This window comes from Streptomyces sp. Ru72 (genome assembly GCF_002920635.1).
GTDB lineage: Bacteria > Actinomycetota > Actinomycetes > Streptomycetales > Streptomycetaceae > Streptomyces.
This window is the reverse complement of record NZ_PQSR01000022.1, coordinates 1-13,734: the sequence shown is the minus strand read 5'-3', so window position 1 is coordinate 13,734 and position 13,734 is coordinate 1. Positions and strand designations below refer to the sequence as shown.

At 71.6% G+C, this 13,734-nt stretch carries 14 protein-coding genes and 1 pseudogene; 9 read left to right on the top strand and 6 right to left on the bottom strand.

Translation table 11 applies throughout. From position 1 onward, the window contains the following. Positions 1–10: 10 nt before the first annotated feature. Positions 11–667 carry a GntR family transcriptional regulator gene (locus tag C3488_RS13460; RefSeq protein ID WP_103839632.1) on the bottom strand — a complete coding sequence of 219 codons (657 nt, stop codon included), beginning with the start codon at positions 665–667 and terminating at the stop codon, positions 11–13. A gap of 252 nt (positions 668–919) precedes the next feature. On the opposite strand from C3488_RS13460, the gene C3488_RS13455 reads away from it, so the two are divergent. From C3488_RS13455 to C3488_RS40485, 5 genes and pseudogenes are all read left to right on the top strand, one after another. Then, positions 920–2,398: an NCS1 family nucleobase:cation symporter-1 gene (locus tag C3488_RS13455; protein WP_103839631.1), complete on the top strand. Its 1,479-nt coding sequence runs from the start codon at positions 920–922 to the stop codon at positions 2,396–2,398. A 2-nt stretch (positions 2,399–2,400) separates the two neighbouring features. Continuing rightward, on the top strand, positions 2,401–3,111 hold the full coding sequence (locus C3488_RS13450; RefSeq protein WP_103839630.1) for an aspartate/glutamate racemase family protein: 711 nt from the start codon (positions 2,401–2,403) through the stop codon (positions 3,109–3,111). 146 nt (positions 3,112–3,257) lie between these two features. Continuing rightward, positions 3,258–3,993, top strand: a pseudogene (locus tag C3488_RS13445) (nucleotidyltransferase family protein). 177 nt (positions 3,994–4,170) lie between these two features. After that, positions 4,171–6,036, top strand: a complete 1,866-nt coding sequence (locus C3488_RS13440; protein ID WP_103839629.1) for an FUSC family protein — start codon at positions 4,171–4,173, stop codon at positions 6,034–6,036. 279 nt (positions 6,037–6,315) lie between these two features. After that, positions 6,316–6,489 (top strand): hypothetical protein, encoded by a 174-nt coding sequence (locus C3488_RS40485; RefSeq protein WP_181139003.1) that lies wholly within the window; start codon positions 6,316–6,318, stop codon positions 6,487–6,489. A gap of 215 nt (positions 6,490–6,704) precedes the next feature. On the opposite strand, the gene C3488_RS13435 is transcribed toward C3488_RS40485, so the two are convergent. Further along, positions 6,705–7,151 (bottom strand): hypothetical protein, encoded by a 447-nt coding sequence (locus C3488_RS13435; RefSeq protein ID WP_103839628.1) that lies wholly within the window; start codon positions 7,149–7,151, stop codon positions 6,705–6,707. Next, positions 7,142–7,891 (bottom strand): ATP-binding protein, encoded by a 750-nt coding sequence (locus C3488_RS13430; protein WP_374955416.1) that lies wholly within the window; start codon positions 7,889–7,891, stop codon positions 7,142–7,144. Before C3488_RS13430 ends, C3488_RS13435 begins: the two co-directional genes overlap by 10 nt. 268 nt (positions 7,892–8,159) lie before the next feature. Here C3488_RS13430 and C3488_RS13425 point away from each other — a divergent pair, with 268 nt between their 5' ends. The 3 genes from C3488_RS13425 to C3488_RS13415 all read left to right on the top strand — a co-directional run bounded on the left by C3488_RS13425 (position 8,160) and on the right by C3488_RS13415 (position 10,178). Then, a complete protein-coding gene (locus tag C3488_RS13425) occupies positions 8,160–9,020 on the top strand; it encodes a helix-turn-helix transcriptional regulator (RefSeq protein ID WP_103839626.1) in 861 nt (286 codons plus the stop codon). Then, positions 9,021–9,275: a DUF397 domain-containing protein gene (locus C3488_RS13420; protein WP_103839625.1), complete on the top strand. Its 255-nt coding sequence runs from the start codon at positions 9,021–9,023 to the stop codon at positions 9,273–9,275. 87 nt (positions 9,276–9,362) lie between these two features. Continuing rightward, a complete protein-coding gene (locus tag C3488_RS13415; protein WP_103839624.1) occupies positions 9,363–10,178 on the top strand; it encodes an SAM-dependent methyltransferase in 816 nt (271 codons plus the stop codon). Between the two features lie 99 nt (positions 10,179–10,277). On the opposite strand, the gene C3488_RS13410 is transcribed toward C3488_RS13415, so the two are convergent. The 3 genes from C3488_RS13410 to C3488_RS13400 form a co-directional block, all read right to left on the bottom strand. Beyond that, entirely contained in the window at positions 10,278–11,768 is a 1,491-nt protein-coding gene (locus C3488_RS13410) for a glutamate synthase subunit beta (RefSeq protein ID WP_103839623.1), read from the bottom strand. A 98-nt stretch (positions 11,769–11,866) separates the two neighbouring features. Then, positions 11,867–12,346, bottom strand: a complete 480-nt coding sequence (locus C3488_RS13405) for a DUF1772 domain-containing protein (protein WP_103839622.1) — start codon at positions 12,344–12,346, stop codon at positions 11,867–11,869. 43 nt (positions 12,347–12,389) lie between these two features. Beyond that, a complete protein-coding gene (locus C3488_RS13400) occupies positions 12,390–13,079 on the bottom strand; it encodes a DUF2293 domain-containing protein (RefSeq protein WP_103839621.1) in 690 nt (229 codons plus the stop codon). 191 nt (positions 13,080–13,270) lie between these two features. Here C3488_RS13400 and C3488_RS13395 point away from each other — a divergent pair. Beyond that, a partial coding sequence (locus C3488_RS13395) for a uridine kinase (RefSeq protein ID WP_181139002.1) occupies positions 13,271–13,734 on the top strand: 464 nt, incomplete at its 3' end.

The window sequence follows — 13,734 nt, the reverse complement described above, 5'->3', positions numbered from 1 at the left end:
CACGGCCGGGCTAGGGCAGCTCTGCGTCTGCGAACAGGTGCCGCACCGTGGAGCGGTAGTTGGCGCGCACATGGGCGAGGGCGTGGGCGCGGGCGCGGTCCGGGTCGCCGGAGGCGATCGCCTCGTACAGCTCACGGTGTTCGGTCAGCAGCTGGGGCCACTCCTCGTTCTGGCGGGTGAGCCAGCGCAGTCGTCCGTCGACCGGTTCCATGACCGAGATCAGCAGGCTGTTGCCGGCCATGGCGAGGATCCGGTCGTGGAAACGGGTGTTGACGTCTGTGATCGTCTCGGCGTCGCCGGCGGCGGTCGCGGCCGCCGCCTGGTCCAACAGTTCCGCCAGTTCCGCCAGGTCCTTCTCATCGGCCCGTGCGGAGGCGAGCCCGGCCGCGTAGACCTCGAGGGCCTCGCGCAGTTCGAAGAGCTCCTTCACGTCGGTCGGGGTCAGCCGGCGCACGACGGTTCTGCGCGGTGTCTCGAAGAGCACGAACCCCTCGGCTACCAGGGCGCGGATCGCCTCCCGGACCGGGACGCGGGAGACCCCGAAACGCTCGGCGAGCTCACGCTCGACCAGGCGGTCGCCCGGGCGCAGCCGCCCGGCGATGATCTCCTGCCGCAGCGTGGCCAGCACCCGCTCGCGCACCGCACCCAGAGGTTCGATCTTCGTCATGGGGTCATCTTCGCGGACTCGGAGAGGCTTTTACGGAGCCGTAACGGGGCGGACATCGGTCGGAACGGTTGACGGCGAGACCATGACCGCAGTTTGGTATACCAAAGCCCTGCTACTCGAGAAGCACCCGCATGCGGACTCCAGCCGGACCACACCGGCACCCCGGCCCCCACCCGGACGTCCCTCCCCGCCATCGGCCCCGCACCGGACCGTACTGAAAGGCCCCTCCGTCCCCTCGCCCATGGAGGCCCCGTGTCCCTCGCCGACCGCGCCGAAGCCACCGGCGTCCCAGCGTTCGTCCCCGACCCCCGCCTCACCAACGAAGATCTCGCACCCGCCGCCGAACGTAAGTGGAAGGTCTTCGACCTGTTCGCCATGTGGATGTCCGACGTCCACAACCTCGGCAACTACACCTTCGCCGCCGGGCTGCTGGTCCTCGGCATGAACGTCTGGCAGATCTTCACCTCCCTGCTCGTCGGCTTCGTCCTCATCTACCTCGGCATGAACATGATGGGCAGGATCGGCCAGCGGCACGGGGTCCCGTTCCCGGTCGTCAGCCGGATCAGCTTCGGCGTCTGGGGCGCCAACATCCCCGCCCTGATCAGGGCCGTGATCGCCATCATGTGGTACGGCATCCAGACCTACCTCGCGTCCGTCGCCGTCAACGTCATGCTGCTCGCGGCCTGGCCGGGCCTGACGTCCTGGACCCACCACTCCTTCCTCGGCCTCAACGCGCTCGGCTGGACGTCGTTCGTCGCGCTGTGGCTGATCCAGGCGCTGATCATCAGCCAGGGCATGGAGTCGGTACGGAAGTTCCAGGACTTCTGCGGTCCCGCCATCTGGCTGGTGATGATCGCCCTGGCGGTCTGGATCCTCGCGAAGGCCGACTGGAGCATCTCGCTCACCTCCACGCCTCACCCGGTCTCCGTGGGCGAGCAGTGGCGGCAGTGGTTCGGCGCCGTCGGGCTCATCCTGGCCACCTACGGCACCCTGATGCTCAACTTCTGCGACTTCTCCCGCTTCGCCCCCGGCTACACCACCGTCAAGCGCGGCAACTTCTGGGGTCTGCCGGTCAACTCGACGGCCTTCGTGATCGTGTCGGTCATCGTCACGGCCGGCTCCATCAAGGTGTTCGGCGAGGCCATCACCGACCCGGCGATGCTCGTCGCGAAGATCGGCAACACCTGGGTGCTGGTCCTGGCGGCCTTCACCTTCGCCGTCGCCACCATGGGCGTCAACATCGTCGCCAACTTCGTCTCACCCGCCTACGACCTGGCCAACGTCTGGCCGCAGAAGATCAGCTTCAAGGTCGGCGGCATGATCAGCACGGTCGCCGCGCTGGTCGTCACCCCGTGGAACCTCTTCTCCAACCCCACCGTCGTCAACTACTTCCTCGGTGGCCTCGGCGCCTTCCTCGGCCCGCTGTTCGGTGTGATCATGCTCGACTACTACTGGGTGAAGCGCGGCCGCATCGACGTCGACCAGCTCTTCAGCGCCGAACCCGGGTCCCGCTACTACTACCGCAAGGGCGTCAACCCCAAGGCGCTGTGGGCGTTCCTGCCCTCGGCGGCGGTCGCGGCGGTGCTTGCGCTGGTCAAGGACTTCAGCGCCGTGGCTCCGTACTCCTGGTTCATCGGGACCGCGCTGTCCGCGGCGCTGTACCTGGTGCTGTGCCGATCCGAGCGCACGGCTCCGGCCGTCGCCCCGGCAGCAGCCGTCGTGGAGGGCTGAGCGTGCGGATCATCGTCACCAACTGCAACACCACGCAGGAGATGACCGAGGAGATCCTCCGCGGTGCCCGGGCCGCCGCCGGCCCGGGCACCGCCGTGACCGGACTGACCCCCGGGTGGGGGCCGGAGTCCGCGGAGGGCTGGCTCGACAGCTATCTCTCGGCCGCCGCCGTCCTCGACGCACTGCGCACCTACGAGGGTCCGTACGACGCCGTGGTCATGGCGGGCTTCGGAGAGCACGGCCGCGAGGGCGCGCGGGAACTGCTGGACGTGCCGGTCGTCGACATCACCGAAGCCGCGGCCCACCTGGCGTGCCTGCTCGGGCGCCGGTTCGGGGTCGTCACCACCCTCGAACGCTCATGCGGCCAGATCGAGGACAGCCTGTACACGGCGGGCGTCCTGCAGAACTGCGCCGCCGTTGTCGGCACCGGCCTCGGCGTCCTCGACCTCGGCGACACGGCCCGCACCGAGGATGCCTTCGTGACCGCCGCCGAACGGGCCCGCGCGGCTGGCGCCGAGGTCCTCGTCCTGGGCTGCGCCGGGATGACCGGGCTGCAGCGGGCGGTGGGGGGGAAGCTGGGGCTTCCGGTCGTCGACGGGGTGGCCGCGGCGGTGAAGCTGGCGGAGTCACTGGTCGCCCTCGGCCTGACGACGAGCCGGGCGGGCAGCTGGGCGAAGCCACTGCCGAAACGGAGGGCGTGGGGGCGGGGGTGAGGCGGGGCGGCCCCGCCGACGCAACCGCTCGAAATCCCGGCGAACGTACCGCTCACGGGGGCTACCGTGGGCGTCGTACCTGCGATGAAGGGGGCCAGGTGGACGAGAACGCCTCGGTGACGCAGGCGGTGACCGGGGACGACGACATGTTCCTCGACGCCGTGGCGGACCGCCTGGCCGCCCTCCCCGCGGTCCGTGCCGTCGCCCTCGGCGGCTCCCGCGCCCAGGGCACCCACACCCCGGCCAGCGACTGGGATCTGGCCGTCTACTACCGGGGCCCGTTCGACCCCGACGACCTTCGGTCCGTCGGCTGGGAGGGCGAGGTCTCGGAGATCGGCGGCTGGGGCGGCGGCGTCTTCAACGGCGGCGCCTGGCTGACGATCGAGGGCCATCGCGTGGACATCCATTACCGGGACCTGGACGTCGTCGACCAGGTCCTCGCGGAGGCGGAAGAAGGGCGGTTCCAGGTCGAGCCTCTGCTGTTCCATCTGGCCGGAATCCCGACGTACCTGCTCGTCGCCGAACTGGCCGTCAACCGCGTCCTGCGCGGAGCGGTCCCACGCCCCGCCCGCTACCCGGAGAAACTGCGCACGAGCGCGTACACGCGATGGCTCGGAACGGCACGAGCGACGCTCGCATACGCCAAGGCCAACCACGCTCCGGCCGGGCGGCGGACGGAGGTCGCCGGTGCCGTCGCGGTGGCGACCGCCCAAGCGGCACATGCCGTTCTCGCTGCACCGCGGGGAATGGGTGACCAACGAAAAACGACTGGTGGAGCGTGCGGGGCTCAGAGCGGCTGACGACATCATCGCGGGCCTGGGGCCGGACCCGGAGTCGCTGACCCGGTCGGTCGCTGCGGCAGAGGCACTCATCCGGGTGTGAGCGACGACGTGGGCGGTCGGGGTTGCGTTCATAAAGAACACGCCTTCCGCTCGCTCTTTCACACCGCCGAAACGTTCAAGTCCCCTTCGCTCCGAGAACACGCCCTACCGTGGAGCCCACACCGCCCGGCCACCGTCGCCCGAAGGCACACCCCGCCCTCGTCCGGACAGGAGCCCTGTGTCGCGTCCCGTGTTCGCCCTGCCTCCCTGGCTCGCCCACGCCCTGCGTGCCCAGCGCGGCCCCGTGCCCTGGAGTGCCGTCGTCCGGGGCGCGCTCGCCGCGGGGCCGCTGCTCCTGTCCGCCCTGGCCCTCGGGCGTACGTCGGCCGGTGTCCTCGCCGCCCTCGGGGCCATGCTCGCCGGGATCAACGACCGGCCCGGCAGCCGGCGGGCCTCCGTGCAGCGGCTCGGAGCGCCCGCGCTCGCGGGGGCCGGCGGGCTGCTCGCCGGTACGTATGCCGGGCAGCACACCGAAGCCCTCCTCCTCACTCTCGCGCTCACCGCCCTCGGACTCCTGGCCGGAGCCGTCAGCGCCGTAGGGCCGGTCGCCTCCGGGGCCGGTACGCAACTCCTCGTCGGCGCTGCCATCGGTGCCGGGATGCCGCTGCCCGAGAGCGGCTGGCAGCGGGCCCTCGCCTTCCTCGCCGGCGCCGGCTGGCTGCTCGCGCTGCGCCTGGTGCTGCCCACGCCCGGCTCGACCACCGGCGACTACCGGTTCGACGGGGAACGCGACGCCGTCGCCGGAGTGTACGACGCCGTCGCCGACCTGCTCCTCGCCACCGGCACTCCGGACGCCACCGCGCGGAGGGCGGCCCTGACCGCCGCCCTCGACCACGCCCAGGACGCCCTCGCCGGGCCCCGGCTGCGGCGGTACGCGTCCTCCTCCGCCGAACGGCGCCTGCACGCGCAGTACGCCGCCGCTCTGCCTCTCGCCGAGGCCGCCACCGCGCTCGCCTGGGCCGGGGACGCCGTTCCCGCGCGGGCAGCGCAGGGGCCGCGCCGACTCGCTGCGGCCGTGCGCGGCAACACACACACCGGACCGCTGCCCGCACCGACCCGCAACGCCCCCGCGCTGCGCGCCCTCGACGACGCCCTCCTGCACGCCGCCGACACCTTCGACCGCGGCGGCGACGGACACGGCCTGCACGCCCGGCGCCGTACCGCCTCCTCCGTGCTGCGCACCGTCCTGGGCGCCGGGGGACGCGAGTACGGGCTCCGCGTCGCCCTCAGCTTCGGCGCGAGCGCCGGCATCGCGCAGGCCCTGCACCGCACCCACTGGTACGGGTCCCACACCCACTGGTACTGGCTGCCCGCCACCGCCGTCTTCCTCGTCAAGCCCGACCTCGGGCCGCTGGTCTCCCGTGTGCTGTGCCGGGCGGCCGGGACGGTGCTGGGTGCCCTCGTCTTCGCCGCCCTCGCCGTCGTCGTGCCCCGGCCCGCGGGGCTCGTCACGATCGTGGCGCTGTGCGGGGCGCTCATCCCGGTCGCCACACGGCACTTCGCCGCGCAGACCGCCGTCGTCACCGTCCTCGTCCTCGCCCTGGTCATGGTCGGCGGCGAGTCGCAGGCATCTTGGAGCCGCATCGGGGAGACGCTGCTGGCCTGCGGGATCGTACTGCTCGTCGGGCATCTGCCGATGCCGGGGCAGCGGGGCGGCACCGTACGGGCCCGGCTGGTACGCGCGGTGGACGCCGCACACGCCTACCTCGCACACGTCCTGACCCGGGAGGACGACCGCGCCGGGCGCTGGGCGCTGCGCCGCGAGGCCTACCGCGCGCTCGCCGAGGCCCGTCTCGCGATCGACCTCGCCGCCGCTGAGCACCCCGCACTCGCCCGCCACACCGAGGGCACGGACGAGGTGGCCGCCACGCTCGAACGACTCGTCGACACCACCACCGCCTGCGCCGTGCACCTGGACGACAGCGGACGTCTCACGCCCCGACACCGCCGGCGGCTCGCCGAACTGCTCGACGAACTCGCCGAGCGCCGCGCGCATGCGGGACTGGGTGCGGAGGACACCCCGCGGCTTCCCCTCGCCGTGTAGTGCAAGCCGTCACGGATTCAGGGTGACCAACCGGCACCTGGCACTTGCAGCTCCGCGGTCGCGGCCGTGGGACCCCGCGGTCGCGACGGTCGTGCGGTAGGTCCGAGCCTCCGGCTAATCGGGCTGTTCCGGTTAATTCACCCCGATTTCGCATTGACCACGTGTCAAATGCGTCTCAGTAGCGTCACTTGCCGCGCCGTTCACCCGGGGGCATGCGTTTAACTCTAGGAGTCGACCGTGATCGGCTCGCCGAGACACGGCGTGGCAAGGAGGTGCAGGGTGAACGGGCGAACAGTGCTGGCGCGCTTTCCCGCCGGCGGGCCGCGGGGCTCGTGGCCAGCGGAGGAGTTCGCGCAGGCGCGGCGCCTGGAGGGGCAGCCCGCGGAGGTCGTGATGGACCTCATGACGGACGCGTTCCTGGTGGTCGTGCGGGGGGCCGACGCCGCCGAGTGACCGCACCGGCCGGATTCCGCAGGGGCGCGTACGCGAAGTCACGGGCGGAACGCCGCAGCGCTCGGGGGCACGCCCGCAGTCGCCAGGAACACGCCTGCAGTCGACAGTGACGCGCTTGGAAACCGCCGGAGGCACCCGCGTGTATTTCCGCAAGGCACGCGTGCGTGCGGCGTGCCGTTACGCGCGCGGCCCCATGTCATGGGGCGGTCGTACGGTCACGCGCTGATCGGGCGTGCCCATGCCGGAGTGGTGCCCGTGACTCCGCACAGCGCCAGATAGAGGGGAATCGGCGGGGTGTACGGCACGCTGCCGGCCGCCCGGCGGATGAGCTCGGGGACGCTCTCCGCGTCGGGGACGAGCGCGCCGCGGGCATAGCGGGCAGGCGCCGGCCACTCCAGGGCGACGTCGGAGTCGGACGGCACGATCCACCACCAGTCGGCCCGGTCGGCGTACACGCAGCCCAGCCGCGGCAGTCTCGGCAGCACCAGGGGCCCGTAGCGGGCGGGCGCGGCCACCGCGTCACAGCCGAGCGGGACGGTCATGCCGTCGGGCAGAGGGAGCCGGCTGGACGTCCGCCGCGCCCGGTCGAGACGGGCCAGCGAGTCCAGGGTCAGGACCCGGGTGACCCCAGGGCCCGCGGTCTGCGCCCCCCTCACACCCATGCGGTCTCCGTCCCCAGGGACGGCTCCGTTTTGCAACCCGGACCGTTGGCAGGGAGCCGCTCGGCGCTCCAGCCGAGATCGAAGTGCGCACCGCCGTCCGCGGGCGGCTTCTTGGCGCTCCAGCCCGGGTCGGACCGCGCGATGGCGCCTTCCCTGCTGGGATCGGGTCGCGTCGTCTCCTCCCGCGCCCGGGACCTGCCGCCGGAACACGACAGGTCCCGGGACGACTGCGTCGGGCGGGGGAGCCGGGCGGGCGCCGACCGGTCGGCCTCGTGTGCCAGTTCCGCCCAGACCAGCAGCCCGGGCCCCGCCTCCTGGGCTCCCCAGGCGCGGCACAGAGCCGCGACGAGGAGCAGTCCCCTCCCGTGCTCCTCATCGGGGCGCTGCCGCGCGGGCCGCGGCTCGCCGGGAGCGCAGCCCTCGTCGCGCACGGCTATGCGCACCAGGTCGTCCTCGGCGTGGAGTTCACACACGACGTGCTCCCCGGCGGTGTGCACGATCGCGTTGGTGACCAGTTCGGAGACGACCAGGACGGCCGTGTCGCACGTGTCTTCGCACACCGCCCAGCCGGCCAGCCGGGCACGCGTGAGCTGCCGGGCCCGTGCCACGGCACCCGGGTGCGCGGCCAGCTCGAAGTGGAAACGGCGTTCGGCGGCCGCGACGGGGCGCGGTCCTGAGGCGCCACCCAGGCCGGACGGGTCTGCGGAGGCGTCTGTTCCTAACGACGCGGGCGGAATCACGCCTGCCACTATCGCCGTGACAGGAACACTTGGCAAGACTCACTCTGAAAATTGCAGAGTGCTGTGTGACTCCGAGAAGGGGCATGGCACACTTCTCGCAACGGCGCGCCGGGCGAGGCCAGTTGGGGCCTGAGGTACGGACGTACGAGTCCGGAACCCGCGTCGAAAGTCCGTGAACCGTAATCGAACGTATGCGGATGGCCCACGGAAAGAGTTCGAACGGTGCCGCCCGGACAGTCAGTGTCACAAGGACAGGAGGAGGTGCGAGGTGAGCGAGCCGCGCTCGGCGCCGACGGTCGGTCAGGTGGTCCTCGGCCGGCGCCTGCTGGACCTGCGCGAACGCGCGGGCCTCAAGCGGGAGGAGGCCGCCCGCATCCTGCGCGTCGCACCCGCCACCGTCCGTCGTATGGAGACCGCCGAGGTCGCCCTCAAAATCCCCTACCTGCAACTCCTGCTGAAGGCGTACGGGGTGAGCGACGAGGAGGCCGAGGCCTTCGTCCAACTGGCCGAGGAGGCCAACAGGCCGGGCTGGTGGCAGCGGTTTCACGACATTCTCCCGGGCTGGTTCTCGATGTATGTCAGCCTGGAGGGCGCGGCAGCACTCATCCGCCAGTACGAGCCCCACTTCGTACCCGGCATCATGCAGACCGAGGAGTACGCCCGAGGCGTGCTGAAGTCGGGCGCCATCGGGCAGACCAGACCCGAGGACATCGAGCGTCACGTGGCGTTGCGCATGCAGCGTCAGGAACTGCTCACCCGTGACGACGCGCCCCGTATCTGGGCCTTGATGGACGAGACCGCGCTGCGCCGCCCGGTCGGCGGCCGCGCGGTCATGCGGGCCCAGGTCGAACGGCTGCTGGAGGTCACGCGACTGCCCCATGTGACGCTGCAGGTGCTGGAGTTCTCCTCGGGCCCGCACCCAGGCACCTACGGGCCTTTCGTCCTGTTCCGGTTCGCCATGTCAGAACTGCCGGACATGGTCTACAGCGAGTACCTGACCGGCGCCGTCTACCTGGACGCGCGCACCGAGGTGGCGACCCACCTCGAGGTCATGGACCGCATGGCGGCCCAGGCCGCCCCTGCACAACGCACGAAGGAGATCCTCGAGGATCTCCGCAAGGAGCTGTGAATGGATCGCATCACGCCGCGCAAACGCGTCTACAACGGCATGCCGGCGCGTGAACTGGGCAGCGAGGGCTGGCACAAGCCGTGGAGCGGAGGCAACGGCGGCAACTGCCTGGAGGCGATGAAGCTCCCCGACGGCCGGATCGCCGTCCGCCAGTCCACGGACCCGGACGGGCCCGCGCTGATCTACACCTCCGACGAGATGACCGCGTTCATCGAGGGGGCCAAGGCGGGGGAGGCGGACTTCCTGCTGTCCTGACCACTTGTCGTCCCCATGTTCTCGTCCTCATCACCGACTTGGCGCTCAGCTGACCACTGAGTTCCCCAGACACTCACGGAGATCCTCATGACCGGGCAGGACCCCGCCCAGGACGCCGTCGTCATCGATACGAGCAAGCCGCACCCCGCGCGGATGTACGACTGGTACCTCGGCGGGAAGGACAACTACCCCGTCGACGAGGAGATGGGCCGGCAGATGCTCGCCCTCGACCCGAGGGTGCCGGTGATGGCACGCGTCAACCGCGCGTTCATGCACCGCGCCACCCGCTGGCTGGCCCACAACGGCGTGCGGCAGTTCCTGGACATCGGTACGGGCATTCCGACCGAACCGAACCTGCACCAGATAGCCCAGCGGATCACGCCCGATGCACGCGTCGTCTACTGCGACAACGACCCGATCGTGCTGGCACACGCGGCTGCCCTGCTGCGCAGCACGCCCGAGGGCGTCACCGAGTACCTGCAGGCCGACGTGCGGGACCCCGCCACCATCGTCGAGGGAGCCAGGAAGGTCCTGGACTTCTCCCGGCCCGTGGCGCTCTCCCTTGTCGCGCTGCTGCACTTCGTCACCGACGAGGACGGCGCCCACGACCTGGTCGGCGGCCTGCTGTCCGAACTGCCCTCCGGCAGCTACCTGGTGATGACCCACGCCACGGCCGACTTCACACCCAAGGAGTCGGCAGCGGCCACGGAGAAGCTCAAGGCGGCCGGGGTCACGCTGGCGCTCCGCTCGCGCGAGGAGTTCGCCCGCTTCTTCGACGGCCTCGACCTCGTCGACCCCGGCGTCGAGGTGGTCCACAAATGGCACCCGGAACTCGGCGAACCGGTCCCGGGCCAGGACGACGGAGTCATTCCGGGGTACGGGGCGGTGGGGCGCAAGGGATAGCCCGACGGCAGGCCGGGCATGAAGGGTGCGCGTCGCAGCGGCCGTGACCGGTGGGGACCCGGCGGATCCATGGCCGGGTCCAGCCGGGACCCGTCCCGCTCATGCCGTCATCGGGCGGTCGTACGGCCCGATCGGAGTCGGCAGGCGTGACGTCCCGCCGGACAGCCGCCGGTCCACCGCCGCCGCCACGGCCCGCCCCTCCGCGATCGCCCAGACGATCAGCGACTGCCCGCGCGCCGCGTCCCCGGCGGCGTACACGCCGGGGACGCTCGTCTCGAAGTCCTCGTTCCGCGCGATCGTGCCGCGAGCGTCGAGTGCGAGTCCGAGCTGCTCGATGATCCCGTCCTTCCGGTCGGGCCCCGAGAAGCCCAGCGCGAGCAGCACGAGGTCGGCGGGCAGCGTCCGATCCGAGCCCGGCAGCGGTCGGCGCCGCTCGTCGACCTCCACCAGGTGCAGCTCCCGAACGTGCCCGCCCGCGTCTCCCGTGAAGCGGAGCGTGGACGCCGCGAACAGCCGCGCGTCCGCGTCCGCCGCCGGCGCGGTACGCAGATCGCGCGCCTCCTCGTGCGCCGCGGACAGCCGGTAGATCTTCGGATAGGTCGGCCAAGGCTCGGCGTCCTGGTTGCGCTCCGGTTCCGGCTGCGGATAGATGTCGAGCTGGGTCACGGACGCGGCCCGTTCGCGCACCGCCGTCCCCAGACAGTCAGCCCCGGTGTCCCCACCTCCCACGATCACCACGTGCTTCCCAGCCGCCGACAGGGGCGAGACGTCCAGATCCCCCTCGCACACCCGGTCGGCCAGCGGCAGATACTCCATGGCCTGATGGATCCCGGTCAGCTCGCGTCCCGGTACGTCCAGCTCACGCCATGCCGTCGCGCCGGTCGCGATCACCACGGCGTCATACCGCGACCGCAACTCCGCCGCCCCGATGTCCTCCCCTATGACCGTGGACGTGCGGAACTTCGTCCCCTCCGCCCTCATCTGCTCCAGCCGGCGGTCGAGATGCCGCTTCTCCATCTTGAACGCCGGTATCCCGTATCGCAGCAGCCCACCGATCCGGTCCGCCCGCTCGTAGACAGCCACGGTGTGTCCGGCCCGGGTGAGCTGCTGGGCCGCGGCGAGGCCCGCGGGTCCGGATCCGACAACCGCGACGGTGCGCCCCGACAGCCGCTCCGGCGGACGCGGTGGTGCGAACCCCTCTTCCCAGGCCCGGTCGGCGATGGCCACTTCCACGTTCTTGATGGTGACCGCGGGCTGGTTGATGGCGAGCACGCAGCCCGCTTCGCAGGGAGCCGGGCACAACCGCCCCGTGAACTCGGGGAAGTTGTTCGTGGCATGCAGCCGGTCGCTCGCCGCCCGCCAGTCCTCGCGCGAGACGAGGTCGTTCCACTCGGGAATCAGGTTTCCGAGCGGGCAGGCGTCGTGGCAGAAGGGGATCCCGCAGTCCATGCACCGGTTCGCCTGGCGACTGATGATCGGCAGCAGCGCACCCGGGACGTACACCTCGTTCCAGTCCCGCACCCGCTCCTCGACCGGCCTGCGGGGCCATTCCTCGCGAGGTGTGGTCATGAAACCCTTGGGATCGGCCATCGCCGTCCCCCTTGCGTCCATTCGGATCGTCTTGTGCCACGATACGACGCAGGGTCCCGTGCGCGCACTGCCGTCGGGGACTCGCGACGGCTGATGCCTCAGGTGAGGGCCAGGACGTACGACACCGCGGCGCCGGCCGCGGCGACCACCCGGACGTGGTTCCACAACGTCCACTCCCTGAGGTACGCGCGCCAGTACACGGCCGTCTCGGGCGAGCCGGGGTCCATCCGCAGCAGCGTGTCGTTGCGGGGGACGTTCGCCATGGCAGTGACTCCCAAGACGCCTATGAGATACAAGGCACTGCCCACCAGCAGCGCCGCCTTTCCGTCGTCCGGCCAGAGCACGACAGTCACCACGGCGAGCACGGCAGACAGCGCCGCCGCCCCCAGGAAAACGATCATGAACGCCGGTGTCATCGCGGCCCTGTTGATCGCGTTCATCGCGGCGACCCCCTGCGCCGGAGGCAGTGAGCCGAGTCCCCTCATCACGAAGGTGGAGAACGCGCAGCACACCCCCGCCACCAGCCCGGCTGCGAGCACCCCGATCGTGATCAGCACGAAGTAAGGCCCATCGATCATGTCAACTCCCCGTATGCTTCCCCCGGAACCCGGACGGCCCGGATCACGCCGCCTCCCGCAAACTCCACTCCCGCAAGACCGCCTCCGCACGTCCCGCGATGCGCCGTCGCGCCTCGGGCCGCGCCACGCCGTCCATCAGCAGCTGGTCGTACGGCGTCTCCAGGTGCCGTACGGACGCCCGCACCGCTGCCGTGACCGCTTCCGGTGACAGGGCCCGTCCCGCCGCGCTGCGCCCGACCCGTCCGCTGCCGCGCACCGACGCATGTCCCGCGATCGCCCGCGCCCGCTCGGCCGGGCATCCGGGAAACAGTCGCCGGATCTCCGCTGCGAACGCCTCCGCGAACCTCTCGTCCTCCTCCGCCCGCCGTCGCGCGTCCCGCGCCCGCCGCCTGCGCCGCGTCTCCGCGTCCGCCAGGCACCGCTCCTCGGCCAGGGCGAGCGCAGCCTCCTCGACGAGCACCCCCTGGCGCTCGTACCGGGCGCGGCGCCGGTTGAACCGCACCACCACCGCCGACAGGCCGCTCGCCTCCCGCGCCCGCCGGGTCAGCGCCGTATCACCCCGCGGCAGGAACACCAGATGCCCGAGATCGGCGCACTCCAGGCACCACGGCTTCCCCTCCTCCAGGACCAGCAACGGCAACGGTCCCCTCCGGCACTCGGCACAGTGTCGCCGCTTGACCGGCTGGAAGACGAGAAGTGCGCCGTACGGCGGGGGAGTTGGGGGCGGTGCCATACCCGTCTCCTTCCCCCTCCATCCCGGCGCCGACCGCACAGGCGCCGTTCGCCCTCTGGCCCTCTCCCGGCCGGTGGCTCGGGTGACGTCGACGGCCCCTGCCCCTGCTTCAACGCTCCGCTCCCGACCGAGCGCGGTACCGCCCACCCGAGAGGGGCCGTGACGTGGGTTTGCCGGTGTGGCGCGGCATCATGGGCCCTGTGCGACTCGAAGCGATCACCTGGGAACGGCTCGGCGACACCCTCGCCGACCGGCTGCTCGACCTGAAGCCGGGCGACGGCAGCCCCTGGCCGCGCATCGCCTTCGACGGAGCCCCGGCCGCACGTCCCGGTGACCTCGCCCAGCGTGTGTCCGACGCCCTGCGCATACGTGGGCGGCCCTCGCTCGTCGTCGCTGCGGAGGGCTTTCTGCGGCCCGCGTCGGTCCGCCTCGAGCACGGCCATCGGGACCTGGACTCCTACTATGACGGCTGGCTCGACACCGGCGCCCTGTGGCGCGAGGTCTTCGGCCCCCTCGAGCCCGGTGGTGACGGCCGTGTCCTGCCCGACCTCTGGGACCCGGTCACCGACCGCGCGACCCGCAGTCCCTACGTCCACCTTCCGCCCGGTGGCCTGCTGTTGCTCCACGGCCCCCTCCTCCTTCGGCACTGGTTCCC